Annotated in this window: 23 protein-coding genes; 18 read left to right on the top strand and 5 right to left on the bottom strand. The window is 51.2% G+C overall.

Features of this window, described 5'->3' with window-relative positions:
* The first annotated feature begins 116 nt into the window (after nt 1–116).
* The 4 genes from ACFQ0N_RS19190 (at nt 117) to ACFQ0N_RS19205 (ending at nt 2,965) form a co-directional block, all read left to right on the top strand.
* The gene (locus tag ACFQ0N_RS19190) at nt 117–1,238 is read left to right on the top strand and encodes an MBL fold metallo-hydrolase (RefSeq protein WP_379329329.1); all 1,122 of its coding nucleotides are present in this window, start codon (nt 117–119) and stop codon (nt 1,236–1,238) included.
* Between the two features lie 41 nt (nt 1,239–1,279).
* A complete protein-coding gene (locus ACFQ0N_RS19195; protein WP_379329079.1) occupies nt 1,280–1,852 on the top strand; it encodes a sulfurtransferase TusA family protein in 573 nt (190 codons plus the stop codon).
* A gap of 36 nt (nt 1,853–1,888) precedes the next feature.
* Nucleotides 1,889–2,116 carry a sulfurtransferase TusA family protein gene (locus ACFQ0N_RS19200; RefSeq protein WP_379329081.1) on the top strand — a complete coding sequence of 76 codons (228 nt, stop codon included), beginning with the start codon at nt 1,889–1,891 and terminating at the stop codon, nt 2,114–2,116.
* A 372-nt stretch (nt 2,117–2,488) separates the two neighbouring features.
* The gene (locus tag ACFQ0N_RS19205) at nt 2,489–2,965 is read left to right on the top strand and encodes a DsrE/DsrF/DrsH-like family protein (protein ID WP_379329083.1); all 477 of its coding nucleotides are present in this window, start codon (nt 2,489–2,491) and stop codon (nt 2,963–2,965) included.
* 114 nt (nt 2,966–3,079) lie between these two features.
* On the opposite strand, the gene ACFQ0N_RS19210 is transcribed toward ACFQ0N_RS19205, so the two are convergent.
* Nucleotides 3,080–3,745 carry a zinc metallopeptidase gene (locus ACFQ0N_RS19210; protein WP_379329331.1) on the bottom strand — a complete coding sequence of 222 codons (666 nt, stop codon included), beginning with the start codon at nt 3,743–3,745 and terminating at the stop codon, nt 3,080–3,082.
* An 86-nt stretch (nt 3,746–3,831) separates the two neighbouring features.
* Nucleotides 3,832–4,272, bottom strand: coding sequence for a MerR family transcriptional regulator (locus tag ACFQ0N_RS19215; RefSeq protein ID WP_379329085.1), 441 nt, complete (start codon nt 4,270–4,272; stop codon nt 3,832–3,834).
* Between the two features lie 335 nt (nt 4,273–4,607).
* Here ACFQ0N_RS19215 and ACFQ0N_RS19220 point away from each other — a divergent pair, with 335 nt between their 5' ends.
* The 3 genes from ACFQ0N_RS19220 to ACFQ0N_RS19230 are packed head-to-tail and all read left to right on the top strand — an operon-like array spanning nt 4,608 to nt 7,773.
* Nucleotides 4,608–5,960, top strand: coding sequence for an ammonium transporter (locus ACFQ0N_RS19220; RefSeq protein WP_379329087.1), 1,353 nt, complete (start codon nt 4,608–4,610; stop codon nt 5,958–5,960).
* A 23-nt stretch (nt 5,961–5,983) separates the two neighbouring features.
* Nucleotides 5,984–7,042, top strand: a complete 1,059-nt coding sequence (locus ACFQ0N_RS19225; RefSeq protein ID WP_379329089.1) for a DUF294 nucleotidyltransferase-like domain-containing protein — start codon at nt 5,984–5,986, stop codon at nt 7,040–7,042.
* Nucleotides 7,039–7,773 (top strand): exonuclease domain-containing protein, encoded by a 735-nt coding sequence (locus ACFQ0N_RS19230; RefSeq protein ID WP_379329091.1) that lies wholly within the window; start codon nt 7,039–7,041, stop codon nt 7,771–7,773. The genes ACFQ0N_RS19225 and ACFQ0N_RS19230 overlap by 4 nt, the downstream gene beginning before the upstream one ends.
* Nucleotides 7,774–7,833: 60 nt before the next feature.
* On the opposite strand, the gene ACFQ0N_RS19235 is transcribed toward ACFQ0N_RS19230, so the two are convergent.
* Nucleotides 7,834–9,132, bottom strand: a complete 1,299-nt coding sequence (locus ACFQ0N_RS19235; protein WP_379329093.1) for an MFS transporter — start codon at nt 9,130–9,132, stop codon at nt 7,834–7,836.
* Between the two features lie 136 nt (nt 9,133–9,268).
* On the opposite strand from ACFQ0N_RS19235, the gene ACFQ0N_RS19240 reads away from it, so the two are divergent.
* Nucleotides 9,269–9,850 (top strand): TlpA family protein disulfide reductase, encoded by a 582-nt coding sequence (locus tag ACFQ0N_RS19240; RefSeq protein WP_379329095.1) that lies wholly within the window; start codon nt 9,269–9,271, stop codon nt 9,848–9,850.
* Nucleotides 9,851–10,000: 150 nt separating this feature from the next.
* Here the strand turns inward: ACFQ0N_RS19240 and cimA are convergent, their stop codons facing one another.
* Complete coding sequence (gene cimA / locus ACFQ0N_RS19245; protein ID WP_379329097.1) at nt 10,001–11,611, bottom strand: citramalate synthase; 1,611 nt, start codon at nt 11,609–11,611, stop codon at nt 10,001–10,003.
* 150 nt (nt 11,612–11,761) lie between these two features.
* Here cimA and ACFQ0N_RS19250 point away from each other — a divergent pair, with 150 nt between their 5' ends.
* The 6 genes from ACFQ0N_RS19250 (at nt 11,762) to ACFQ0N_RS19275 (ending at nt 20,401) form a co-directional block, all read left to right on the top strand.
* Nucleotides 11,762–13,042, top strand: a complete 1,281-nt coding sequence (locus ACFQ0N_RS19250; protein ID WP_379329099.1) for a DNA polymerase IV — start codon at nt 11,762–11,764, stop codon at nt 13,040–13,042.
* Nucleotides 13,043–13,114: 72 nt separating this feature from the next.
* Nucleotides 13,115–13,351 carry a ferredoxin gene (locus ACFQ0N_RS19255; RefSeq protein ID WP_379329101.1) on the top strand — a complete coding sequence of 79 codons (237 nt, stop codon included), beginning with the start codon at nt 13,115–13,117 and terminating at the stop codon, nt 13,349–13,351.
* Between the two features lie 203 nt (nt 13,352–13,554).
* Nucleotides 13,555–15,420, top strand: a complete 1,866-nt coding sequence (locus ACFQ0N_RS19260; protein WP_379329103.1) for a CHASE2 domain-containing protein — start codon at nt 13,555–13,557, stop codon at nt 15,418–15,420.
* Nucleotides 15,417–17,258 carry a FecR domain-containing protein gene (locus tag ACFQ0N_RS19265; RefSeq protein WP_379329105.1) on the top strand — a complete coding sequence of 614 codons (1,842 nt, stop codon included), beginning with the start codon at nt 15,417–15,419 and terminating at the stop codon, nt 17,256–17,258. Before ACFQ0N_RS19260 ends, ACFQ0N_RS19265 begins: the two co-directional genes overlap by 4 nt.
* A gap of 20 nt (nt 17,259–17,278) precedes the next feature.
* On the top strand, nt 17,279–18,871 hold the full coding sequence (locus ACFQ0N_RS19270; RefSeq protein WP_379329107.1) for a stalk domain-containing protein: 1,593 nt from the start codon (nt 17,279–17,281) through the stop codon (nt 18,869–18,871).
* Nucleotides 18,872–19,027: 156 nt separating this feature from the next.
* Nucleotides 19,028–20,401 carry a L,D-transpeptidase gene (locus ACFQ0N_RS19275; RefSeq protein ID WP_379329109.1) on the top strand — a complete coding sequence of 458 codons (1,374 nt, stop codon included), beginning with the start codon at nt 19,028–19,030 and terminating at the stop codon, nt 20,399–20,401.
* Between the two features lie 19 nt (nt 20,402–20,420).
* On the opposite strand, the gene ACFQ0N_RS19280 is transcribed toward ACFQ0N_RS19275, so the two are convergent.
* On the bottom strand, nt 20,421–20,561 hold the full coding sequence (locus ACFQ0N_RS19280; RefSeq protein ID WP_379329111.1) for a hypothetical protein: 141 nt from the start codon (nt 20,559–20,561) through the stop codon (nt 20,421–20,423).
* 218 nt (nt 20,562–20,779) lie between these two features.
* On the opposite strand from ACFQ0N_RS19280, the gene ACFQ0N_RS19285 reads away from it, so the two are divergent.
* The 4 genes from ACFQ0N_RS19285 (at nt 20,780) to ACFQ0N_RS19300 (ending at nt 25,145) form a co-directional block, all read left to right on the top strand.
* Nucleotides 20,780–21,880 (top strand): quinone-dependent dihydroorotate dehydrogenase, encoded by a 1,101-nt coding sequence (locus tag ACFQ0N_RS19285; RefSeq protein WP_379329113.1) that lies wholly within the window; start codon nt 20,780–20,782, stop codon nt 21,878–21,880.
* Nucleotides 21,881–21,898: 18 nt separating this feature from the next.
* On the top strand, nt 21,899–22,702 hold the full coding sequence (gene yjbM, locus ACFQ0N_RS19290) for a GTP diphosphokinase (protein WP_379329115.1): 804 nt from the start codon (nt 21,899–21,901) through the stop codon (nt 22,700–22,702).
* 136 nt (nt 22,703–22,838) lie between these two features.
* The gene (locus ACFQ0N_RS19295) at nt 22,839–24,389 is read left to right on the top strand and encodes an RsmB/NOP family class I SAM-dependent RNA methyltransferase (protein ID WP_379329117.1); all 1,551 of its coding nucleotides are present in this window, start codon (nt 22,839–22,841) and stop codon (nt 24,387–24,389) included.
* 12 nt (nt 24,390–24,401) lie between these two features.
* A complete protein-coding gene (locus ACFQ0N_RS19300; RefSeq protein ID WP_379329333.1) occupies nt 24,402–25,145 on the top strand; it encodes a pseudouridine synthase in 744 nt (247 codons plus the stop codon).
* Nucleotides 25,146–25,280: the final 135 nt, after the last annotated feature.

Below are 25,280 nucleotides of genomic sequence, written 5' to 3' on the forward strand. Positions count from 1 at the left end.
CTAGATGGATTTGGCTTTTCCATCATGGCTAATCACCGCAACTGTAATCAAAATATGGATGTCGATTCTATTCTAAGGAGGAAATCAAATTGACGAATCAAGTTCAACTTCAAGGAATGACCGCGGCGCAGTTGACGAAAAAAATACTGAATCACGAGTCGCTATTTATCTTGGATGTACGTAACGAAAGTGACTTTAAAGATTGGAAAATCGAAGGAAATCAGGTAAAGGTCATCAACAAACCGTATTTTGATTTGATTGATGGAGTCGAAGCGGTTCTAGACCTGATTCCGGACAATCAAGAAGTGCTAGTCGTATGCGCCAAAGAAGGCTCTTCGAAATTCGTCGCCGAGCAGTTGGTTGAAGCAGGGAAGCAACATGTTTCCTATTTGATAGGCGGCATGAAATCGTGGAGTGAGCATTTGGAGCCCGTTAAGATAGCTGATTTGAAGGGCGGCGGTGAAATCGTCCAATTTGTCCGCATCGGCAAAGGCTGCCTGTCTTATATGGTCATCTCTAACGGTGAAGCCGCAGTTATTGATGCAGTTCGTATGACAGATGTTTTTGCGGATTACGCCAAAGAGAACAGTGTGAAGATCAAGCATACAATTGACACTCATCTTCATGCCGATCACATTTCTGGAGGACGACAATTAGCCGAACAAACAGGTGGAACGTACTGGTTACCGCCAAAAGATGCGGACGAAGTGGTTTTCGACTATGAGAAGCTTGAGGAAGGCGAATCCATCGTCGTAGGCAATACACAAATCAAGATCCAACCGGTCTATTCTCCTGGTCATACGATTGGAAGTACGTCCTTAATTGTGGACGATCGGTACCTGCTGTCCGGCGATATTTTGTTCGTGAAATCTATCGGGCGTCCCGATCTGGCCGGCAAGGCGGAGGATTGGGTATCGGATCTAAGAACAACGCTGTATGAGCGCTATAAGCAGCTGTCTGAAGAACTTGTTGTGCTTCCCGCCCATTTTGGCAAGTCCACAGAACTGGGGAAGGGAGGCAAGGTATCAGCACGTCTTGGCGACCTGTACAAGGAAAATCCGGGATTGAATATTCAAGAAGCTTCCGCATTCCGCAGAACGGTTACCGAGAATTTACCGCAGCAGCCGAATGCTTATCAAGAAATTCGGCAAACGAACATGGGGAAGATCACACCCTCGGAAGAGGAACAACGGGAAATGGAGATTGGTCCGAATCGCTGCGCGGTTCATGACGCATAGTTTACGGCGTCTAAGCATTTTAAAAATACGGGAGGTTTATCATGACAACATTGCAGGTAGTTCGCACTTTGGAATGTGAAGGGCTAGCTTGTCCGCTGCCCGTAGTTCGAACCAAGAGAGCCGTCGATGAAATGAAACCCGGCGAAGTATTGGAAGTCCGCGCAACAGATAAAGGATCAGTCGCAGACCTAAAGGGCTGGGCCAGTCGTATCGGGCATCAATATTTAGGCTTAAAAGAAGAAGACGGCGTATTTCGCCACTTTATTCGTAAAGCCGAAGAGGCGGATACGAAAACGGAGAAAAAGCACCCGCATACAACAACGAATGGTGAGATTCACTCCAAAATTTCATCAGGAACAAAGCTGAATATCATCGATGTTCGGGAACCCGCCGAGTATGCATTCGGACGTATCCCGGGAGCGATCTCGATCCCTCTGGGCCAGCTTGAAGAGCAAATCTCGTCGCTGGATCGAAATAAGGAATATTATGTAGTGTGCCGTACCGGAAGCAGAAGCGATCTGGCTTGCCAAATCCTGACGGAAAAAGGGTTTTCCCAAATCAAAAATGTAATTCCCGGCATGTCTGCGTGGACGCACGAACTAGAGCAAGATTAATTCAAAATAATTTAAGAAAAGGAGAGATACACAAACATGGCAAACTTGGTTGTAGACGCAAAAGGACTGGCATGTCCGATGCCAATCGTAAAAGCGAAGAAGGGAATCGATACGCTGGAACCTGGACAAATCATGGAACTGCAAACGACGGACAAGGGCTCTAAGAAGGATTTCCAGGCATGGGTCAACCAAACCAATCATGAACTGCTGGAAACAAGAGAAGACAACGGCGTATTTACCTTTGTTGTGAAGAAGGGCTCCTGAAAATAAAATGGCTGCCGCGAAAGTGGCAGCTTTTTATAACATTATAGAATTTCGGCTAGTGTGGCCTACTCTAACGGATATCACGGCCGCTATTTCCGAAAATTCGACCGATTTGAAATTGTAACGGAACTGTGAGCCGCTATTTGATGATATTGAAGCCCGATTCGCAAGAAAACGTCGAATTAAGATCGCTCAGATCCGTTAGATTTCAAAAATAGGGGTTATTGGCGAAATAAGGTCTGTGGCTTCCGTCTTAGACGAACTGGCTTTGCAGCTTCCCCCTTCTTCGGGGCTCAAACCACCACTGCTGACAGCGATGAATGCTAATAAAAGTCCCATCCAAGAGCAAAGAGTGAAAGGATTGAGATTTAAGTGAATAAAGAAAAATCGACGATTGTCTTATTTAGCGGGGAATTGGATAAAGCGATAGCTGCGTTCATTATTGCCAATGGAGCTGCTGCTTACGATCATGAGGTGACCATTTTCTTTACGTTCTGGGGCTTGAATGCACTGCGTAAGGACGAGTCGGTACTCGTGAAAAAAGGCTGGCTGGAGACGATGTTCGCGAAAATGATGCCGCGCGGCGCGGACAAGCTGGGTCTGTCCAAAATGAATTTCGGCGGCCTTGGTCCCAAAATGATTAAGCACGTTATGAAAAAGCACAACGCCATGACGCTGCCGCAATTAATTGAACTGGCACGAGAGCAAGGAGTAAAATTGGTGGCTTGCACAATGACGATGGACCTGCTTGGCTTGCAGAAGGAAGAGCTTCTGGACGGTATTGAGTATGCTGGGGTCGCCGCATATTTGGGTGATGCCGCAGATGCCAAAGTTAATTTGTTTATTTAACACGGCCCCGAGTGGCATTGTGTTTATAGACCGGTTAAGCACTAAGGCACAGGTCTCTTTTGCTTTGAAAAACCGGCGCGATCCGTTCAGCAGAGCGGATCGCGCCGGTTTTGTTCAGTCGCGGTTGTTTGTGAAAATCATGATGTATTTCACAAGCTCCAGCAAGGAAATCAATGCTGCAGCGACATAAGTCAGGGCGGCGGCATTCAATACTTTGGCGACGCCGCGCTCTTCTTCATTTGTAATGAAGCCTTCGGATACCATTACTTCACGCGCCCGATTGCTTGCATTAAATTCTACCGGCAGCGTGATGAGCTGAAACGCTACTGCGACCGAAAAGAAAATGATGCCGACGCCGATCAGGCCGGTCGCATGGAAGAGGAAGCCGGCAATCAGCAGAAACGGCGCTACACCTGAGGCGAAGTTGACAATTGGGAAAATGCGATGCCGCAGTGTCAGCATTGGATAGTCTACCTTGTGTTGGATTGCGTGTCCTACCTCATGGCAGGCGACCGAAATGGCCGAGATTGAACTTTCGTAATAAACCGATTCAGACAAGCGGACGGTCCGGTGAATCGGATCGTAATGGTCGGACAGCGTTCCTGGAACCGGCTCTACAGGCACATCGTGCAGGCCGTTGTTGTCGAGCATGCGCCGGGCCGCCTGATAACCGGTCAACCCGCTTGATGCACTGACATCCGACCAGCGATTGAACGTTCCGCGAACGCGGAATTGCGCCCAAATCGAGATGGCGAAAGCAATAAGGATTAAGAAGTCCATTGGATGAAAAAAGTATGGCACAGTTGTTCCCTCCTTTAAGGTTGCACTCCATGAAGTAAATGATTCCCTCTAGCACGAGCCTGCCTTTACATAAACCCGCCTTTATTTAAAAGCAGCATAAGGGCTTCTACACAAGCGGCTGTTTGCGGCACGATGCGATTGAAAACTTTCTTAGCTTGCTGAGGCTTCATCTGATTAAGAACAGGCTCCAGTTCTTTTACCTCGCGCTGCAATTGCTCCAGACGCAGCTCTAAATCGGTTAATTTGCTGGATACTTGCTCTTCTGAGGAAACCTTCTGCCAGCTGTCCAGGTTTTCTTTGATCTCTTCCAAAGAGTATTTGTCCTTCTTCATCTGTACAATACGTTGAAGCCGGAGCAAGGTTTCATCGCTATAAAGGCGGTAATTTTTGGCTGAACGGCGCGCAGGCTCTAACAGTCCCAATGAAGTGTAAAAGTCGATTGTCCTTGAGCTGACGCCGGCTAATTTGGCTAATTCGCCGATTCGGTACAATATTGGTTGCGCCAAAGATCTCCCCTCCCTTGACTGAAATGAGTCCCAATTCCTACTCTTAATGATACCCGAATTCGAACCATACAGTCAAACGTTATGCTTTTTTTGCAGCGAACTACCGCCAAGTCGTGTCTAAAGTATGACAGGAGAAAAAGATGTTTGTAAATGCAAACAAAAACACTTAAAATAAACGGATTTATAGGGGTGATAAAAAATATTAAATGTATCGTAGTGCAAATAAATATTGTGCTGGAAAAGAAGTCTGAATATAATGACAATACAAACACCTGCGATGATGTCATAAAACATGACATCTAATGTCAGGTGACTCAATGTGAGGAGTGGTCGTTATGGTTAGGAAAGTGTTGTTGTCAGCAGTAATTTTGTTGCTTATCTTTCCCGCAATGGCATTTGCGGATTCATCTGCTGAGATGCTTAATATGGGATTGAATGCAATGTGGATTTTCGTAGCGGCCGTTCTCGTTATTTTGATGCAGGGCGGATTTGTATTGCTCGAAGCAGGGGCGACCCGGATGAAAAATGCCGGCCATGTAGCCGGGAAGACGGTGTTTACAGTAGGACTCGGCTCTTTGGTTTACTGGGCTGCCGGCTACGGCCTCACCTTTGGCGGCGAGGCGGGGGAGACAGTGAACAGGCTGATTGGCTGGGGAAGCTTCTTTTTTGACCCGGCAATCGCAGCATCCGGGGGAGAAAGTTATCCGCAAACAGTGTACTTTGTTTTTCAGCTGGCTTTTGCTCTGATCTCGCTAAGTATTGCCTGGGGCGGCTTTGCAGAGCGTGCCAAATTATCCGCCTATCTCTTTTTTACCTTCTTTTTTATGACAGTTATTTATCCTGTAGTGGCGCATTGGATTTGGGGCGGAGGCTGGCTCGCTATGGATGGAGCGCAGGACTATGCCGGCTCTACTGTCGTTCATTTGACCGGAGCGGTTGCCGCCTTTGCCGCAACAGTGCTGCTCAAGCCGCGCATCGGCAAATATAATAAAGATGGTTCTGCCAATATCATTCCGGGACATAATCAGGTATTCAGCGCTCTGGCTGTACTGCTTCTCTGGGTAGGATGGTTCGGGTTCAATGCAGGCAGCTCGGCAGCAGTCGGCGACGGATTTTTCGGCTATGTAGCGTTTAATACCCAATTAGGCGCCGCCGCGGGGGCTGTAGCGGCGCTGCTGATAAGCTGGCTGGCAGCCGGCAAGGCGGATATTACGGCCACCTTGAACGGGGCGCTGGCAGGGCTTGTGGCGATAACCGCATCCTGTGCGTTTGTTACTCCTTGGGCGGCTGTCATTATTGGGCTGGTGGCAGGAGTGCTGGTCTTCTTTAGCGCCAGATTTTTCGAAAAAATGAAAATAGATGATCCGATTTTCGCTTTGTCCGTTCATGGTACAGCGGGAATTTGGGGGACGATTGCCAACGGTATATTTGCAACCGATGAACTTGCCAAAAAGGTTGGCGTCGGCCAAGGGGGCTTGCTGGATACAGGAAGCTGGCAGCAGTTGTGGGTACAACTCGAATCTGTTGTCGTTTGCGGCATATTTGTAATGGCGGCCTCCTTCCTGATTTTGGGGATTATCAAACGGGTTATCGGTCTTCGCGTTACGGAGGAGCAAGAAATAATAGGTCTCGACTTGTCTGAGCATGGCATGTACGGTTATCCGGAACAAATGAAAAAGCTTCAATGACAATGACAAGAGAGGTGGAGGCTATGAACGATCGGGGCTATGCGCGTCTGCTGATGCAGATTGGCAAGGCCGATTCGATCGATATGCTTCGTCTGCTAAGAGCGCAAGCGCATGTTATCATCGAGAGCCAGCTGGCAGAAGGCGATATTGTTGCGCTGAATGATAAGCTGAACGAAGTGCATGACGCCTTGATCAGGCGGACAATCGCTCTGGCGGAGCTGCAGCTTAAGGCGATGCAAGTTGAAAAGCCGCCGGTCTCCTATGCCTACGTATTGTTTGGGAGCGGAGGAAGAAAGGAGCAAACATTAGGCAGCGACCAGGATAGCGGCATTATTTATTGCGAGACAGATTCTGAAAGCGCAAATGCGCAGACCGCCCGTTATTTTGACAGCTTATCGAGGCTTGTTGTTGACTGGCTGACGAGGCTCGGCTACCCGCCTTGCGAAGGTGCCGTTGTCAGCAGAAATCCGCAATGGCGCGCTTCTTGTTCCGCTTGGGAAGCTAAATTGCGCCATTGGTTTGATGAGGCGGATTGGGAAAGTGTTCGTTACTTGCTGATTTTTGCAGATAGCCGAGTAATATATGGAGATCAGAGGCTGCTGACAAATCTGAAAAGGCAGTTCGCGGCGGAAGTGCGGAATAATCCCTCGATTATTCCGCCGATGCTGCGCAATACGCTGCGGCATAAAGTAGTAATTGGACTGTTCGGGCAGCTGCTGCGCGAGCGGTACGGCGCGGACAGCGGGTCGGTCGACATCAAATACGGGGCCTACATTCCGATGGTCAATGCGATCCGCTTAATGGCGATTCAATCAGGGGTTGAAGCGGCATCGACGCTGGAGCGCCTGTACGCTTTACAAGAGATGGAGCAGATTTCCGCCGAAAATGCTAAGGTCTATCATCGGGCGTTCGCGCAGTTTTTGCAGCTGCGGCTGGAAATATTCGGTTTGGACGACAGCGGCGCTTATTTAAATAGCGGCAAGCTGCCTGTGAGTAAACTGAATAAAGCGGTAATTTCCCGGCTAAAGCGAGAGATGAAAGCTGTTAAAAAACTTCAGCGTGCTGTGGAGGGAAAAATATGAAAGGAAGGATGGATGTCAGCCGCTTGTGGCTGCTTTATCGAATGGGCGGACTTCCTCCAGCGCTCGCTTCCATGTTTGGAATGCAGGATGCACAGCAGATGGCCTTCATCCGCTCAATGGCAAAATCGCAGCGTAAGGAATCTTTGCTGCATAAGCCGCTGCAGGAGCTGGAAACAGTCGTATTCGATTTGGAGACAACCGGCTTTAATCCGGCAAGCGGCGATGAAATTTTATCGTTCGGAGCCGTAGCGATGCGCGGTGCGGAAATACTGCATGGGCAAACCTTTTATCGGCTTGTAAAACCAAAGCGGGGGATTCCCCCGCAAATTGTGCTTTTGACCGGAATTAGCAATGAAATGGCTGCCGAAGGCAAAGATTTGATAGACAGCCTGCATGATTTTATGGCATTTGTCGGTACGAGGCCGCTCGTCGCTCATGCGAGCGCTCATGACAAATCCTTTTTAAATTCAGCACTGCGCCGAACGTCAAAAATCGGCTTGAATCACCGTGTTCTGGATACGATGCACATTGCGAGAGCGCTGGAGCCGGGACGGGACAGCTACAGTCTGGATGAGCTGCTCGCGGCGCACAAAATCGAGATTTCAATTCGTCATCACGCGCTGGAGGATGCACGGATGACAGCCGGGCTGTGGCAGCATTATTTGGGTACAATAATAGCGCGCAATCTCGTTACTTTAGGAGATCTGTATACTTTTCTGAGCAAGCGGTAGATTGGCCGGATTCAAAAAAGATGGAGCAGAAGTAATACTGATTGCCCCATCTTTTTTGAATTATTTGGCGGCCGTTTTGCCGGAAGCATCGCCAACCTGCTGCGGAGGATGGACGAACAAAATGACGATCAAGAGCGCGCCCAGCGAAAGCCCGGCTACAGTAAAATAAAGGAGCATGTCCGACCGGCCGGCAAGCCAGCTGAAGATCGGCGGTCCGAAAGCAACCCCGAGAAAACGCAAACTGTTGTACAGAGAGGTGATCATGCCGCGGTGCGAGCGGTCTACAGCCCCTGTAATGAGTGTATTCAAGCAGGGCAGAAGAAGACCTGTGCCAATGCTGCTGAGGGTTACAAGCGTCATCAGGACATACATATTGCGATACAGCAGTGCGGCTGCGGCTAAAGCGGCTGCCATTACGGATAAGCCGATCACCATAAGCCGCCGCATAAGCACGCCGTTATTTTTAATGATATGGCCCGTCGTATAGGATGTAATGACGAGTCCCAGCAATGGGATGGCAAGGATGCCGCCTTTGGCAATTCCGTCAATCTTATACGGTGCGCCCTCCAGTACGTCTGACAGGCGGAAAAGCACCCCGAACAAAATAAAAAGGCCAAGCGAGCCCGCAACAAACATCGAGATTAGCCAGCGCCCCTTTTTACGAAACAAGGCAATTACATCAGACACATATTGTTTTACAGGCATTTGCTCTTTGTCTCTCGCCGGCTCCTGGATCAGAAAAAGCATGGCCGCAAAGGATCCCGCACAAAAGACGGGAAAGGCGAATAACGGAGCATACCACACAATGAGAGCGAGCAGCGACCCGATAATCGGGCTGACAACCTTGCCTGCCCCGTTGGATGCCTCTATTAACCCCAGCGCTTCACTTTCTTCCCCGTTTTTGTATTTATCTCCGACAAGAGCCATCGCTACTGACGATGTGCCTGCTGCGCCAATCCCTTGAACGGCGCGGGAAGCGATCAACATTCCGTATGAATGCCACAGCGCCCCCAAACCTGCTGCAATTCCGGCTATGCCATATAACGCAAGCGAATATAAAATAACAGTCTTTCGTGAAAAGCGGTCGGATAAATAACCGACAATGGGAATAAATATACCTGCAGATACCGAAAATAGAGTAATGATCAGGCTGGCTTGAAAAGTGGAAATATTCAATTTCCGCTCCATTTCCGGCAAAATCGGCACGAGCATGGAGTTGCCCAGCACAAGAACAAGCGGTACGCTGGCTAGCGCGATGTATTCCTTCCATTTTGCTGGCTTGCTATTGCCGGCTTCCTTGGCCGCCGTGCGCATTCGAGGGGGGCGCGAGCTGCCGAAAATTGATTTTGTTTTTTCCATAATTGTGAACTCCTATGTTCAAACTTTTGCTTTCCATAAGAGGTAATGTGCCCAGTCGCTTGAGCTTCCATTCCCCGGGTGGTAACATGAAAAAGGTTGAACTACACGAATTGAAGAGAAAAGAGGGCAAAGCAGCATGAAGCGGACCGTCATTTTGCTGGTTGTTATAGCGGCATTAGCGCTAGCGGCTATTTATCAAAATAAAACGAAGTCTGACGAAATGATGAATGCATTAGGCGAGCAAACAGAAGGAACAGCGAAGACGCTGGAGCAAAAAGCGAAAGCGGGTTTTCTCGCACCGCAATTATCGCTGCCGAATTTAAACGATGAGCCGGTTGCACTTGGAGGGGAGCGGGAGCAGATGACGCTTATTAACTTCTGGGCCTCCTGGTGCGGTCCTTGCGAGCTGGAGGCTCCTGATTTGCAGCAACTGGCGGAAAAATACGAAGGCAGGCTGCTGCTGCTGGGCGTAAATGCGACAAGCTACGATAAGGAACGCCAGGCGCGGGAATTTGTGGAGGAGTACGGATTTACATTTCCGATCCTAATGGACCGTGAAGGGAAGGCGGCGGACCGTTACGTGATCACCTCATTCCCGACAAGTTTGCTGGTTGACAAGAGCGGTGTTGTGAAGGAACGGATTACCGGCGTTATTCCGCTAAAGGAATGGCATAACAAAATCGGTCGCTGGCTTGCTCAGGAAGACAAAACGAGCTGAGCTGCCTAAGAAGAATCGGCTGATGCCGTCCTTGGAGCGAGGCAAGTTTCTTCCCCTGAAATTTTATAGAATTTATCAGGTAAAACATATAAATTCTATAAAATCAAAAAAGGGTCTGTCCATTATTCACGAATGGACAGACCCTTTTAGTTAGTGGTTAACGAGTCCAAAGCGCTCGCGCGGCTCGTCCTGCACGTCGACTTTGGACTTGTTGAGCAAAGCATAGCGAATGCTGTCGACAAGCGCTTCCCAGCTTGCTTCGATGACATTGCTTGATACGCCCACTGTGCTCCAGGTATTATGGAAATCAGTCGATTCGACCAGCACGCGCACTTTAGCCGCTGTTGCATCCTTCTCGTCGATGACGCGTACTTTGTAATCGGACAGATGAATATCATTAATGCTTGGATAGAATTGGACAAGCGCCTTGCGGAGCGCATTGTCAAGCGCATTGACCGGGCCGTTGCCTTCAGCGGCCATATAGACGGTTTGTCCATCTACGTTGACCTTGACGATGGCTTCGGCATTCATATGGCCATTATTTTTTTCGACCAGCATTTTCAGCGATTCCAGCTTGAAAATTTCCTTCATCTCGCCAAAGGCGTCACGCAGCAGCAGCTCGAGAGACGCATCGGCCCCCTCGAACTGGTACCCCTGATGCTCGAGCTCTTTAATCCGCTCCATAATTTCACGTGTTTTTTCATTATTGGCATTGATGTCGAGGCCGAGCTCCTGCGCTTTGGAAATAATGTTGCTTTGTCCGGCCAGCTCCGAGACCAGAATGCGCTGCTTGTTGCCAACCAGTTCAGGACTGATATGCTCATAAGTTTTGGAATCCTTCATAATCGCCGAAACATGGATGCCGCCTTTGTGAGCGAATGCGGCATTGCCCACATAAGGCTGGCCTACCGGCATATTGACATTGGCGATTTCACTAATATAACGGGCAGCGCTTGTCAGAGATTGCAGCTGCTCGCTGCTAACGCAGGAGTAGTTCATTTTGATCTGCAGCGTCGGAATGATTGAGCATAAGTTCGCATTGCCGCAGCGCTCGCCATAACCGTTGATCGTTCCTTGCACCTGTCTTGCGCCGGCTTCAACAGCAGCGAGCGAATTGGCTACGGCAAGCTCGCAGTCATTGTGGGTATGAATGCCGATCGGCGCCGTCAGCTCGGCGCGCACGCGAGTTACGATCTCGTTAATTTCAGATGGCAGCGTTCCGCCATTCGTATCGCAGAGCACAACCCAATCGGCGCCGGCTTCCTGCGCTTTGCGCAGAACAGCCAGCGCATAGTCGGGGTTGTGCTTGTAACCGTCAAAGAAATGCTCGGCATCAAAGATCGCTTCGACGCCATTGCGCTTAAGGAATGCAAAGGAATCGTAGATCATTGCCAGATTTTCTTCTAGTGTGGTCTGCAGTGCAGTATGGACATGAAAATCCCATGATTTGCCCACGAGCGTAGCAGCCGGTACGCCGGATTCGACGATACGCAGCAGACTTGCGTCATGCTCGGCTGTACTGTTTTTTCTTCTGGTGCTTCCGAAGGCGGTAACTTTGGCATTCATCTTCAAGCTCTTTACCCGTTGAAAAAATTCAATATCCTTACTGTTGCTTCCCGGATTGCCGCCTTCAATATAATGAACGCCTAAAGCATCCAGCCTTTGGGCGATTTTTAATTTATCATCGGCAGACAAGCTGATGCCTTCACCTTGCGTGCCGTCCCGCAGTGTAGTATCAAAGATTGTAATGACATTATTCATTATTTGGACGCCCCTCCCTGTTTCATTACAGACGAAAAGTCATAATTGTATTATTATATCATTAATTGAGGAGAGCGTAAACGAATTGAAGCGGTACAACAGTTGACTTTCGGGTGGAAGCGAATGTATGCTCAAAAAAGGTGAAGCGCTATGGAGGACAAGAAAAATGCGGCCAAAGGCCGAATCATTATTCATGTCGATATGAATGCTTTTTATTGCTCGGTGCATGAGGCCGAGCAGCCTGAGCTGTACAAGGACCGGCCGACCGCAGTTGCTGGCAGCGTGGAGCTGCGCAAAGGCGTAATCGTCACCTCGTCTTATGCTGCCCGCAAGCAGGGAGTACGGACCGGAATGACTGTTCGTCAAGGGCTGCAGGCGTGTCCGGAACTTATCATTATCCAGCCTGACTTCAATCTCTATCGGACCTATTCGCGCGGCTTTATGGCGATTGCCGGACAATACACCCCCTTGATCGAAGCGACCTCGATCGATGAATGCTACCTGGATATAACCGGCTCTTCGGCATTTGGTCCCCCGCTGGAAATCGCTGAAGCGATTCAACGGCGAATCCGCGAAGAATGGAATTTGCCATGTTCGATCGGTGTGGCGCCGAACAAACTGCTGGCCAAGATGGCTTCCGACATGCAGAAACCGAATGGCTTTACGGTGCTGCGTATTCGCGATGTGCCGCGGCTGCTTTGGCATAAGCCGTGCGATACCTTGTTCGGCGTCGGCCGCAAGACGGCCGCCAAGTTGATCCGGCTCAATATTCGCACGATCGGGCAGCTGGCGGCGGCGGATGAACGCATGCTGGTCAAGCACTTTGGAGTTGCCGGCTCCTGGATGAAGGCCGCGGCGCATGGCATTGATCATTCGCCCGTGCAAGCCGGCAGAGAGCGGAACAAATCTGTCGGTCATACGACAACATTGCCGCAGGATGTGACCGAACGTGCAGAAGCGCATCGCATATTGCTTAATTTGGCCGATCAGACTTCTAGGCGGATGCGGCGGCAGAAGCTGTTTGCGCGCGTTGTGCAAATCATCATCCGTGACCCGGATATGAAGACGATTAACCGTTCGATGACACTGGATGCGCCGACCGATGCGATGAGCGACATTCATCGTGCAGCTGTACAGCTTTTCGACAAGCATTGGCGGGAGGGCGAGCCGCTGCGGCTGCTAGGCATCACGCTGCAAAATTTATCGCCGCGCGAAGATACTGCGATTCAGCTTGATCTCTTCAGCTTTGAGGAGCAGCCGCGCAAAGCGGCGCTTACTGAAGCGCTGGACAAGCTGCGCGATAAATATGGAGAGGATGCCGTGCTCACGGCAGGAATGCTTGGCGACGATCCTTCCGCGCTCATCCGCAATAAACGGGTAAGAGGGACGTCCTTGCAAACTGACGATCTTTTGTTATATAGTGATGAATGAGGTTCCACTTGCAACAAGGGCAGGCAGGGTGAGATGATGTAGCTCGCCCATTATTTTAGGAGGGAAATTTTGATGGCGAAGTTTACTTATGTTGACAAAGATACTTGTATCGCTTGCGGCGCATGCGGAGCGACCGCACCCGATATTTATGACTATGATGATGAAGGCTTGGCTGAAGTCATCTATATGAATGATGGCAATAGAGGGGTAACGGAAATTCCGGAAGATCTGTATGACGATCTGCAGGACGCTTCCGACGGTTGTCCTACTGATTCGATTCAAATTGCCGACGAGCCGTTCGACAAATGAAATAGCAAAATGTCCTTATCATACACGACCGCCTTTGAGCAGGCGATAAATATATGAAGGCTTGCAAGGCATCGAGCAGGCTTCGTCCTCGGAAATCAGAGGATGGAGCCTGCTTTTTGTTGCCATCCTTTGTCCTTCTACACTAGAATAAGATTGGGTGGACTTTAACGCCAGCAGCATGCAAAAAAGACAGGAGGAACAGCGTGAAGAGAAAGAAAATGCTGCAAACTGCTGCCGCAGGTGTGCTGATTGCGCTTGTATGGTCGCTGCTTTACAGCCTTGGCAGCGGCGGTTCGCTATTTTTTATCGAGAAGCCGCTGCGCGATCTGCTGCGGGAGCAGACAGATGAAGAGCGGCAGCCGTATGATGAAATTAAACTGATTGCCATCGACAGCGACTCGCTGGCGCAGCTTGGACAATTTCCGTGGGATCGCGCTTTGTATGCCGAGCTGATTGAGCAGCTTGCTGAAGCGGGGGCAAAGGCGGTCTTTCTCGATCTTGTACTGGCGGAGCCGGGAAAGGATGAAGCGGGCGATCAAGCGATGGCTGCCGTTATGGAGCGATATTCGAATGTTGTGCTGCCTGTCGTTATCAATTTTGCAGCGAGGCAGCAAGCCGCCGGCAGTATAGATGCGGAATCGATCGATTATCCGGCCGAAACCATCGGAGCAAGCCGGGAGCAGCTTGGCCATATCAACGTTATGCAGGACAAGGACAAGGTTGTTCGCATGCTGACACTTGGCGTTCCCGACGAACAAGGAGAGATGATTCCGGCGGCAAGCGTTCGTCTTGCCAATATGCTGCTCGGCGAGCAGGAGCAGATCCGCTACGATCGGACGGCAGGCGAATGGCTGCGCGGGGATCGGCGCATTCCGGCCAATGCGCGCCATCAGGTGGAGACCGAGTTTTACTCTAAGCCATACGAGAAAATGACCGCAGATACAGGGTACGATATACAGTCATTTGCCGATGTACTGACAGGTGATGTGCCTGCAGAATATTATGAGGGCAGCATTGTGCTGATCGGGCCGTATGCACCCGGACTGCAGGATCAATATTTGACGCCGCTCAATACGACGCTCCCGATGTACGGGGTGGAAATTCAAGCGAATATGGTGCAATCGCTTGTCGCCGGCAAGTTTTTTCAAGAGGCCGGTAAGCCGGTCAATTACAGCATGATCGTACTCCTGACGCTGCTATCCATAGTGCTGTTCGAGCGCTTTAAAGGCGGACAAGCATCGCTTGCCTACGGCGCCATTGTCATTTTATTTGTCTTGGTATGGATAGAAGCTTATCAATTATTTTCGTATATTTTAATGTTTACTTACAGCTTTATGGCTATGACGATAGTTTTTATCCGTTCAATCGTAATCAATTATATAGCCGAGAAGCGCGAGCGTGACCGCGTAACCAATATTTTTGGCCGGTTCGTGCCGCGGGCTGTCGTCGATGAAATGCTTGCTTCCGGCGAAGAAGTGAAGGTAGGCGGACAGCGGCGGGATATTAGTGTTATTTTCGTCGATATACGGGGCTTTACCCCAATGTCGGAGAAGCTGGAGCCCGAGCAGGTAATAAGGGTGCTCAATGAGTATTTGGATATTTGTACGAAAGCGGTGTTCAAATGGAATGGAACGCTGGACAAATTTATTGGGGACGGGGTAATGGCTATTTTCGGCGCACCGGTCACTCAGCCTAACCATCCGGAGCTTGCTGTCAGGGCGGCGCTAGAGATGAAAAATCATTCACAAAAGCTGGAAGAGCGCTGTATGCGGCAATTTGGGGTTCCTGTCCGTTTTGGCATCGGGATCCACAGCGGGCCGGCCGTTGTGGGCAATATAGGGTCGGATGGCTTGCGGCTTGATTATACGGCTATTGGTGATACCGTCAATTTGGCGGCGCGATTGGAAGCGAATGCAAAGCCCGGACAGGTGTTGATTAGCGAGGAGACGCGGCAACGGGTTGCTTCCAGCTTCGTTTTTCAGCCGATGGGCGAGATGATGGTAAAAGGGAAGGCGCAGCCGGTGCTTGTGGCCGAAGTGATCGGGGAAAAGGGAGGAGATAAAGGATGAAAGCATCGAGAGGGCTGCTTGTGATGCTCTGTATCATTCTCTTTGCGGCGATGTCGCTAGCAGATGTGCGCGATGTATTTGCCCGGGAAAAAAGAGTAGCGGTGGCAACCGCGGTCCAAGGAACGGTTCAAGTGTTGAAGTCAGGCGGCTCCAAACCGTTCAAGGCTTTTAAAAATATGAGCCTTAATGAAGGGGATCAAATTACGACCGGCAAAAATGGCTCAATCAAATTAGAGCTGTCCAGCAGCAAGGCGGATCAGGATCAGGTAACCATTGGAGAAAATTCGCAAGTGACCTTTACGAAGCTGAAAGAGGATAAAGGCGCGAAAGCCAAGATGAACATTTGGGCGGGTTCATTGTGGGTGAAGGTGAAGTCTGTCTCGAATGCATCCGATAAATTTGAGGTTGAGACGCCAACATCAATTATGGGCGTCCGCGGAACGCAGTTCTATGTATCGGTCGATCCGGTAACGGAGATTAGCCGGCTGGCAGGCTTTGCCGGGGTAGTCGAGTCGACGGTCGAGCACAAAACGTCCAAACAAGGCGAAGAAAAAAGGCAATTCATCAATCCGACTGAGCTGCTCGTTTCCTATTCTGATCAAAAAAGCGCGGTCACGTATGCTGCGATCAATAAGCTTGACGATTTTGTGCAGCAGATGTCGCCAGCTCTTTTGCAGCAGCTTCTTCAAGATGCCAAGTCCATTCAGGACGAGCAGCAGCAGCTTGTCGACCGTTGGCAGAAGGAGCTGAAGGCCGGGAAGCAGCCGGAGCATGCGCTCGCTTCTACTGATGAAGAGCTGCGGATTGCGGCTGCCAATATGAAGAAATTGCTCTCGCTGCTGGTTCAGGAAGCTGTTAAGCAGGAAAAATTTAAACCGGGCGAGCTGGAGAGCATCGTGGCAAAAATCAACCGTGAGCTAGGAGAGACGATTATCGATCTCGATCTGACAGAAGGGCTGCAGCTGACAAAGCGGCAGCTGGAAGCGCAGGAGCGGCAGCAGCGGGCGGTCAGGGAGCAGACCGAGCGGCGGAGCAAGGAGGAAGAGGGCAGAAAGAAGGAACGCGATCAGGCGCTTGCGGACCGATTGCTGGCGGAAAAACAGCAGCGCGATCAGGTTAACCGGCAAACGCAGGGAGAGCAGCGAAAGCAGGCGGAGGAGCGTTATAAAGAGCAGCTTAGCCCGCAAGAGCGCGCGCAGTTTGAGCGCGATAAAAAAGCGCGTGAGCAGGAAAGCGGCTCAGGCAGCGGAGTATGGATCCCATATCCCGTTCCAGGTCCGAAGCCGAATCAAGCCAATACGCCTGCAGTAAATCTAGCCTTTGATGGACTGGCCAATAATGAGTTTACTCCTGAGCAGGCCAGCGGATCTATCGTAAATCTGAATGTCAGTTTGCATGGCTTTACAGCTGCCAGCAGTATTTACGGCCTGCAGCTGGAGCTGGAGTATGACCAGTCTTTGGCCCTCTTCGATACAACGCTGTATCAAGCGGTTTCCGACACGAATCCGTATCGCATGGTCAGAAGCAGCGGGCCTTTTAAGGTGGACGCCGGGAGCGGCCTAAGTCAGGCGGAGAGCGTGGATCAGCTGGATCATTATTATTCCGGCACAGCGCCGAGGCTGCTCTATTCCGTGACCAAGTTCACAGGAACCGCCGCAGCAATCGGTGAAGAACAGACGGTTATCCGTTTGCCTTTTAAAATAACGGCGCCGGGTTCGGCAGCGCAGCCGGCAGTCTTTAAGATCATTGCAATTACAGCAGTTGATGCAGCCGGCAATGTAATCGGAGGAATCGATATGAGCGGGAGCAGCGCTGCGTTGACGGTGAAACGCCCATAAGAAGAAGGAGGCGGTTAGTGATGCGTAGGATTAATAAACTGGCGGCAGCTGTGCTGTCGGTCAGCTTTCTCGCATGGGGCCCGGGGATGGCTGCAGCGGCTGCAGCGGGTAAAGTTAAAAATGAGGTGCTGGACAACAGAGCGGGCTATGAAGTCATCACTGAGGCGGGAACGGGAGAGGTCGCTTTCAGAGACGGCGCTGGCGGAGCCTTCTACCTTCCGTCTGCACTTCTTTATGAATCTAAAGCCAAGCGGCTGCTGGTTGCCGATACTTACAATCAACGGCTGCGGGCTGTTGAAAATAAGCGGATCTCGACCGTTGCGGGTACCGACCTCGGTACGGACGAGCGGGGAGCGGCAGCCGGCGGCCTGCAGGACGGGGTTGGAAAGACAGCTGCTTTTGATCATCCGGCAGGAATAGCGGCGGACAGCAAAGGGAAAATCTATGTTGCCGATTCCGGCAATCATGCCATTCGGGCAGTAGATGCCAAAGGACAAGTCAGTACCGTTGCCGGCAATGGCCTGCTTGGATTTAAAGACGGCAAGGGGGAGGCAGCCCGCTTTTATAATCCGCTCGATGTCGCGGTCGCCGCGGACGGCACGATCTACGTAGCCGATACACTGAACCATGTCATTCGTAAAATTGCCGGTGATACAGTAACGACGCTGAACGCTCCATCGACCCGGGTCGCAGAAGTGTTCCCGGGTTTAGTGGAGCCGGCAGGAGATTATGCTGACGGACCGCTGAAGTCGGCCAAGTTCAACGAGCCGAGCGGATTGGCTATTGACGGCAAAGGCAATTTATATGTAAGCGATACTGGAAATCAACGTATTCGTTATATCGATTTTGCGGCCGGCACTGTGACAACTGTCGCAGGGGGGGAACAAGGAAAGCTTGCTTATCCGGCGCGTTCGCTCTACGCCGAAGGCGGCTTTGCGGATGGGGCGGCGGCTGAGGCGCGGTTCAATGCGCCGCGCGGCTTGGCTTTCACGCCTGACGGGGGGCTCCTAATTGCCGATTCGCTTAACCATGTTATCCGCTACCTGTATAACGATGAAGTTATTACAGTGGCGGGACAACCGGGAGAGAGCGGGAAGGCTGACGGGCCGGCGCTGGCGGCAGCATTCAATAGGCCGCTCGATGTGGAGCGGCTGGGCGACGGCCGGTTCGCTGTAGCCGATTCGGGCAACAGTCTGGTGCGCATGATCATCCCTTTTCAATTGCCGGCAGGCGGGATGACAGCAAGCGGATACAAGCTGGTCTATAATAAGGAGCTGCTGACTGCTGATGCCCCTCCTATAGCCAAGAATGGAACTATCTTTGTCCCGGTAAGGGTTTTGACTGAACGTTTAGGGTACAGTGTGGCGTATCGCTCAGGCCAGGCAATATTAGGCGGGAAGGATGTTAATTACACCGTCGAGATCGGCAGCAAAAACGTGGCGAAGACGGCAGTCAAAGCAGGCCAGAAGACGTTTGTTGCATTGGCGGAAGCGCCCTTTAGCAGGCAAAACCGGCTCTATGTCCCTGTCCGTTTTTTCGCTGAAGAATTGGGTCTGGATGTCAAATGGCTTGCCAAGCAGCAGACGATATTAATCCGAGATACCTATTCATGATGTTGAAAACCTAGGCCGAATGGACCGGATTTGCAATTTGTTACAATAAAATGGCCGTCTGATGCGAAATCAGGCGGCTTTTTGCCGATATAGTAGCTAAGGCGATGGCGGTGGGCGGGGCATGATGACCTATTGCTTATCAGGAGGAGACACAATATGGGCGAACAATCAGAGCATATGGGCTATTTAAAGCAATATGTGCAGCAGCATCCGGACAACCAGATGGCCTGGTATTTGCTGGGCAAGGAATATGTTGCCGAGGGCAAGGAAGCGAAGGCGAATTATTGCTTTTTGCAAGCGGGCAATATTTATGAGGCTTACGAGCGCAAACGGCATCCATTAGCAAAGGAACCGCAGCTGATGATCGAGTCATGGAATAGAAAGCGGAGAACCAGATCGATCATGCGCAGGGCGGCTCTGCTCGCCATCCTGCTGCTGGCAATGCTGCTGACTTCACCTTTGCGCCTGGAAGATGAAACAAACCGGGAGAAGCCGGCAATAACTGAAGCCGAAGTGCAGCTCCCTTCAGAAGCCGCATACAGCAAAATGGTCTTTACAACAGTTGACATGCTGAATCCGCTAAGTGCATCGATGGCGTTAATGCTGGACAATAAAGGCGGTCAGCGACCTGACAATGGCCTGGTTGTGGCACTGGAGAACAAGCAGCAATGGCGGCGCTGGACAGGAAATACCCGTCTGCTCCTTTCGCTGCAGAAGGAAGGCGGCGCTGCCTACAACATGAAAATGCTGGATGCGAGCAGCTGCGAATGCCAGCCGGCAGATGCGGCAGAGGCCTACAAAGCTTGGGAAAGCTGGCGTGAAGTCCAAGAGGAGCGCTGGACGCTGGCCAGCGGCATATATCACTATCATGAATTGTTTGAGCGCTGGCCTTCCAGTCTGGACGATCTCATCCGTCCGTACCCAAACAATGTGATTGCCGGTGAATCGCCGTCGATGCGCTCATTATTCCCGGATATGCTGGCGGCGCTAAAATTGGAACAATCGGGCGGGAAAGGAACTGGCGACGGCAAGAAGAAGGAGCTCCGGGCAGGAGCGCTTAACGGGAGAGCTGTCCATTTGCCGGTGGCGCCTTTGTCGATTATCGTAGATACTGATTCCCATACGCTGTCAGTTGTAACGGGCGATGTAATCGTGAGGAGCTATCCGATCGGGCTCGGCGGTGAACGCACGCCTGGAGGCAGCTTTTATATCAGTGAAAAAGTGAAAAATCCGAACGGGCGGGACGACGGGGAATTTGGCAGCCGCGGCATGACCCTTTCCGGGACGCGCTACGCGATTCATGGCACCAATGAGCCTGACAGTATCGGCAAGGATGAATCGCTTGGCTGTATCCGGATGGCAAAAGAGGATGTGGAAGAGCTGTATGATCTGGTGCCGCTCGGCACAAAGGTAACGATAAAAAGCGGCGTCCTTCCCGAAATGCCCGGCAAGCGGTCCGGCAAACGATTCCGTCTGCAGCCGCTGCAAGACGAGACGAACCCCGCTGTCATATATCGCTGGTTATTTTAATTGACTATTGTAGCTGCCATTACTTATCAAGCAAAAGAAGCATTGTGACGAGGGCGATGATCGCCACGAGGGAAGCGCCTATCCAGACGAGCGCTTTTTTATTCACTTCTTCTTTTTCTTTTGATTTAAGTACTGGCGGTTTTCTCTTTGTTTGACTCATGCCGATCAACCTTTCTAATTCGATGATAATAGCAGAAAGCCAATCTTCTCCGTATTGATGCGGTTTATGTATTGTCTTACATGTCCATTGTAACCGTTTGCGCAGAGAGCTGCAATATGGATGAAACAGGAAGCTTGTCCTGGCGCTGCTCTTTCTTTTTCAGGCAGAACGAGTTAAACTGTTGCGTAGAGCAAATCAGAAGAACGGAGAGGATCATTTTGCTTTATTCTAAAATAGCGAAGCCGGTAATATTTTTTCGCATCGATCCGGAGAAAGCCCACCATTTAGTAATTGACGGGTTGTATACTGCCGGGAAGACGCCGGGAATGCCTGCGCTCATACGCTCGATATACGGAGTAGACACCTGCCCGGAGCTGGCAGTCAATCTGTTCGGCATACAATTTCCGCATCCGATCGGACTTGCTGCCGGTTTGGATAAAAATGCAAAGACAGTAGAGATGTTCGCCAATATTGGCTTCGGCTTCGCCGAGGTTGGCACAGTTACGCCGAAGGGACAAGCGGGCAATGAGCTGCCGCGTCTGTTTCGATTGCCGACGGATGAAGCGCTGATCAATCGGATGGGCTTTAATAATGAAGGCGCCGAGGCGATGGCGGCAAGGCTCGCCAGTAAAGGAAAGATGCCGTTTCCGGTTGCCGTCAATATCGGAAAAAATAAAGTGACGCCAAACGAGCTGGCGCATGAGGACTATCGTTCCTGTCTGCAGACGCTGTACCCGTATGGCGATTTCTTTGTCGTCAATATAAGCTCGCCCAATACGCCTGATTTGCGCGCTTTGCAGCACGGAGACGAGCTGCGTTTGCTGCTCTCAACGGTTACAGAGGAGATGCAGACGCAAGCAAAGCGTCATGGCGGCCCGATAAAGCCGATTTTAGTCAAAATTGCCCCGGATATGACAGAAGAACAACTTGGTTACACTGTAGATACGATAGCAGCCAGCGGCGTAGCAGGAATTATTGCTACGAACACGACGATTGACCGGGAAGGTCTGCATCATGAAAATGCCGTACAGACCGGAGGCTTGAGCGGCAAGCCGCTTAAGGAGCGCTCGACCGAGGTTGTCCGCGAAGTGTACAAGCAAACCGGCGGCAAGCTGCCGATTATCGGCTCCGGCGGTATTTTTACGGCCGATGATGCATACGATAAAATTCGCGCGGGAGCAAGTCTGGTAGAAATTTATACAGCCCTTATTTATCGCGGGCCAGAAGTGCTGCGCGAGCTGGCCAAAGGATTGAAAAAAAGATTGCATGAGGACGGATTTGCGAATATTACGGAAGCGGTAGGCGCAGATCATCGGTAATAGACAGGAGGCGGCTGGATGGACGGTAGAGATTGGAGCCTGTTTCTACAGCCCTATGAGCAAGCTGTAGAAGAGATGAAAGTGAAATTCAAAACACTGCGGACAGAGCTTAAAGCCCGCGAATCCTACGCGCCGATTGAATTTGTTACCGGCAGGGTAAAGCGTATTTCCAGCATATTGGAGAAAGCGAAGCGCTTGAATGTGCCGATGGAGCAAATAAGCAGCGGTATTGAAGATATTGCGGGCATCCGCATTATGTGTCAATTTGTAGACGATATTCATCAGGTAGCTTCGCTCATTCGTGCGCGCAAGGATATGAAGATCGTTTACGAAAAGGACTATATTACAAACTACAAGGACAGCGGATATCGCAGCTATCATATGATCGTCGATTATCCGGTGCAGACGGCGCTTGGGCTTAACCATGTGCTGGCTGAGGTGCAGGTCCGGACGCTTGCCATGAATTTCTGGGCGACAATTGAGCACTCGCTAAATTACAAGTATAAAGAAAGCTTGCCGGAAGACGTAAGAGAGAGGCTGAAGAAGGCGGCGGAGGCAGCCGCGCTGCTCGATATGGAGATGTCAAATATCCGCCAGGAAATTCTGGATGCACAAATAGGTTTTGAAAAAAAATCCAATATCGTTTCGAGCGTACTAAGCGATATTCAAGAGCTTTATTTCTTCCACCGGATTCGGGAAGCGGCGCAATTTCAGCTTCGCTTCAATGAGTTGTGGGAGCACGAGGATGCCTATGCAATTCGCCAGCTGGCCGAGGAGATCGGGCAGGCGCTCCAGCGGGCGAAAAAGCAAAGCAGTGTTTAGCGGCAGACGGCCGGAATTTGGCAATCAAATTTTTACTTCACAGTCATAATCGCTTTATTATACAATAGGAAAGCAAAATTGTGTGATGAGTTGATTCTGTGAGATTTGGTTCTCAATATCCGGGAGGAATTTGAAAGTGGGCATTGCGCTGCCGCCGTTATTCATCAAGAAAATGACAAAGCTTTTAGGAGAGGAATATGCTGCATTTGCCGCTTCCTATGAACGGCCGCGCAAATATGGTTTAAGAGTTAATCCATTAAAGATCAGTGCTGAACAATTCGTAGCGCTTTCGTCCGTGAAGTCGGGCCTTTCGGCCATTCCGTGGGCGGATGGAGCCTATTTTTATCAAGAAAATGAACGGCCGGGCAAGCATCCGTATTATTATGCCGGCCTGTATTATATTCAAGAGCCCAGCGCGATGGTGCCTGCCGAGCTGTTGAACGTGCAGCCGGGTGACCGTGTGCTGGACTTATGTGCGGCACCTGGGGGGAAATCTACCCAAATTGCTGCCAAGCTGCAAGGCCAAGGTGTGCTTGTAGCCAATGACAATGCGAAGGAACGGACAAAAGCATTGGCCAAAAATTTGGAGCGGGCAGGCGTGCGCAACGCGGTCATTCTAAATGAAGAGCCTGAGCGTATAGCGACTGCCTTCGCGGGATGGTTTGACCGGATTTTGGTCGATGCTCCTTGTTCGGGAGAGGGAATGTTTCGCAAAGACGAATCGATGGTGGATCAGTGGGAGCGGCATTCCGTCGAACGCTGCTCTTTGATGCAGCGCGATATTTTAAGCTCCGCGGTTGAAATGCTTGCGCCGGGGGGCACGCTGGTTTACTCCACCTGTACTTTCTCCCCTGAGGAAAACGAAGTGCAAATTGCCCGCGTGCTGGAACGTTATTCCGATATGCGGCTGGTGCCGGTTAATTCGCGGCAGCATGGCTGGTCAAACGGCCGTGCAGATTGGGTTGCCGAGGCTGGCGATATTACGAAAGAGCATGAGGAGATAAGCGGCACTGTCAGATTATGGCCCCACTTGACCGAAGGCGAGGGCCATTTTGTTGCGGTTTTACGAAAAATGGGCAAGCGGGAGGAGCCTTGTCTAACGGCGGCTTGCGACAAGCCGGTCGAGGCCGACTGCGATAGCGGCAGGCTTGCCGCCCGGCTGGCGAAAGCACGCGGAGGCAAGCACCGCAATCTGCCGAAAGGGCAGGAGTCCCGGGGGCGCGCTGCTGTAGTTGACGCCAAAAGCAGCTGGCGGCAATTTGCGTCCGAACGGCTTGTTGGCACCGATATGTGGCCGGGCGGGCTGGTTGCTTGTGGATCCCGGGTCTATTTGCAGCCTGAAGGGCTTCCCTCCCTCGAAGGGCTGCATGTTGTGCGGGCGGGCTGGTATTTGGGGGAGGCAGGGCCGCACCGGTTTGAGCCGTCCCAGGCGCTGGCCATGGCTTTGCGCATTGACGAGGTTCAGGCGGCGCTATGCGTGCATGCCGCCGACGAAAGGACAGTGCGCTATTTGAAAGGCGAGACGCTGATCGTTGATGCTTCGGCTATTCGACAGCACGACGGGCAGCGCCAGCTGCTGAAGGGTCACGTCCTTGTCTGTATCGACGAATATTCGATTGGATGGGGAAAGTATGACGGTAATAGCTTGTTTAAAAATGAGCTTCCTGCCGGTTGGAGGTGGATCTGATTGAGTAAAAAAATGCGGCTGGACAAGCTGCTTGCAAATATGGGAGTCGGGTCGCGCAGCGAAGTGAAGAAATTAGTCAAGCAAGGCCGCATTACTGTAGATGGTGCGATAGCTAAGGACAGCGGGATGACGCTGGATCCGCATACCGCTGAAGTAATTTGCGATGGCCAGCGTATTCATTATCGCGACGTGATTTATGTGATGCTCAATAAACCGCAAGGCGTAGTTTCGGCAACCGAGGATGTACGGGATAAAACAGTCGTCGATTTATTGGCTAGGGACGACCGGGTGCTGCAGCCTTTCCCGGTAGGAAGGCTTGATAAGGATACAGAAGGCTTGCTGCTGCTTACCAATGATGGTCAGCTGGCTCACGAATTGCTGTCGCCGCGCAAGCATGTGCCGAAAACCTACGAAGCTATTGTCCGGGGCCGTGTCGGTGAGACGGATATCGAGCGGTTTGCCGCCGGTGTAACACTGGATGACGGCTATATCACGATGCCTGCCGAGCTGACGATTCTGTCGGTAGCGGAGGCTGAAGAAGCGGAAGAAGCTGAGAGCAGTATCCGGCTGACGATTCATGAGGGCAAGTTTCATCAGGTAAAGCGGATGTTCGAAGCTGTTGGCAAAAAGGTCACCTATCTGAAGCGTATTTCTATGGGGCCGCTGCAGTTGGACGATGCGCTTCCCTCAGGACGATACCGGCATCTGACGGATGAGGAGCTTGCGCTGCTAATGAAAGTCAAGGGAGATAAGTGAAGAGGATGGCGTAGCGCATGCTCTGTGCACGTACGCTTCCTCGTAGCGGTACGAAGGGGGCTGCCATCCAGTCCCCAACCGCCGCCTTCTCCGAATCCTCCGGACATTTGATTTCCTCCCTAGCGCGATAATTTC

It is taken from the genome of Paenibacillus sp. GCM10027626, from assembly GCF_042676285.1.
GTDB lineage: Bacteria > Bacillota > Bacilli > Paenibacillales > Paenibacillaceae > Paenibacillus_Z.

What these genes read in the sequence shown, in the direction of transcription:
- ACFQ0N_RS19190 (WP_379329329.1), top strand. Translation starts at nt 117, where the DNA reads ATGACCGCGGCGCAGTTGACGAAAAAAATACTGAATCACGAGTCGCTA.
- yjbM (WP_379329115.1), top strand. Translation starts at nt 21,899, where the DNA reads ATGGACGGTAGAGATTGGAGCCTGTTTCTACAGCCCTATGAGCAAGCT.
- ACFQ0N_RS19280 (WP_379329111.1), bottom strand. Translation starts at nt 20,561, where the DNA reads ATGAGTCAAACAAAGAGAAAACCGCCAGTACTTAAATCAAAAGAAAAA.
- ACFQ0N_RS19195 (WP_379329079.1), top strand. Translation starts at nt 1,280, where the DNA reads ATGACAACATTGCAGGTAGTTCGCACTTTGGAATGTGAAGGGCTAGCT.
- ACFQ0N_RS19240 (WP_379329095.1), top strand. Translation starts at nt 9,269, where the DNA reads ATGAAGCGGACCGTCATTTTGCTGGTTGTTATAGCGGCATTAGCGCTA.
- ACFQ0N_RS19230 (WP_379329091.1), top strand. Translation starts at nt 7,039, where the DNA reads ATGAAAGGAAGGATGGATGTCAGCCGCTTGTGGCTGCTTTATCGAATG.
- ACFQ0N_RS19210 (WP_379329331.1), bottom strand. Translation starts at nt 3,745, where the DNA reads ATGGACTTCTTAATCCTTATTGCTTTCGCCATCTCGATTTGGGCGCAA.
- ACFQ0N_RS19225 (WP_379329089.1), top strand. Translation starts at nt 5,984, where the DNA reads ATGAACGATCGGGGCTATGCGCGTCTGCTGATGCAGATTGGCAAGGCC.
- ACFQ0N_RS19220 (WP_379329087.1), top strand. Translation starts at nt 4,608, where the DNA reads ATGGTTAGGAAAGTGTTGTTGTCAGCAGTAATTTTGTTGCTTATCTTT.
- ACFQ0N_RS19265 (WP_379329105.1), top strand. Translation starts at nt 15,417, where the DNA reads ATGAAAGCATCGAGAGGGCTGCTTGTGATGCTCTGTATCATTCTCTTT.
- ACFQ0N_RS19200 (WP_379329081.1), top strand. Translation starts at nt 1,889, where the DNA reads ATGGCAAACTTGGTTGTAGACGCAAAAGGACTGGCATGTCCGATGCCA.
- ACFQ0N_RS19235 (WP_379329093.1), bottom strand. Translation starts at nt 9,132, where the DNA reads ATGGAAAAAACAAAATCAATTTTCGGCAGCTCGCGCCCCCCTCGAATG.
- ACFQ0N_RS19270 (WP_379329107.1), top strand. Translation starts at nt 17,279, where the DNA reads ATGCGTAGGATTAATAAACTGGCGGCAGCTGTGCTGTCGGTCAGCTTT.
- ACFQ0N_RS19300 (WP_379329333.1), top strand. Translation starts at nt 24,402, where the DNA reads ATGCGGCTGGACAAGCTGCTTGCAAATATGGGAGTCGGGTCGCGCAGC.
- ACFQ0N_RS19250 (WP_379329099.1), top strand. Translation starts at nt 11,762, where the DNA reads ATGGAGGACAAGAAAAATGCGGCCAAAGGCCGAATCATTATTCATGTC.
- ACFQ0N_RS19275 (WP_379329109.1), top strand. Translation starts at nt 19,028, where the DNA reads ATGGGCGAACAATCAGAGCATATGGGCTATTTAAAGCAATATGTGCAG.
- ACFQ0N_RS19255 (WP_379329101.1), top strand. Translation starts at nt 13,115, where the DNA reads ATGGCGAAGTTTACTTATGTTGACAAAGATACTTGTATCGCTTGCGGC.
- cimA (WP_379329097.1), bottom strand. Translation starts at nt 11,611, where the DNA reads ATGAATAATGTCATTACAATCTTTGATACTACACTGCGGGACGGCACG.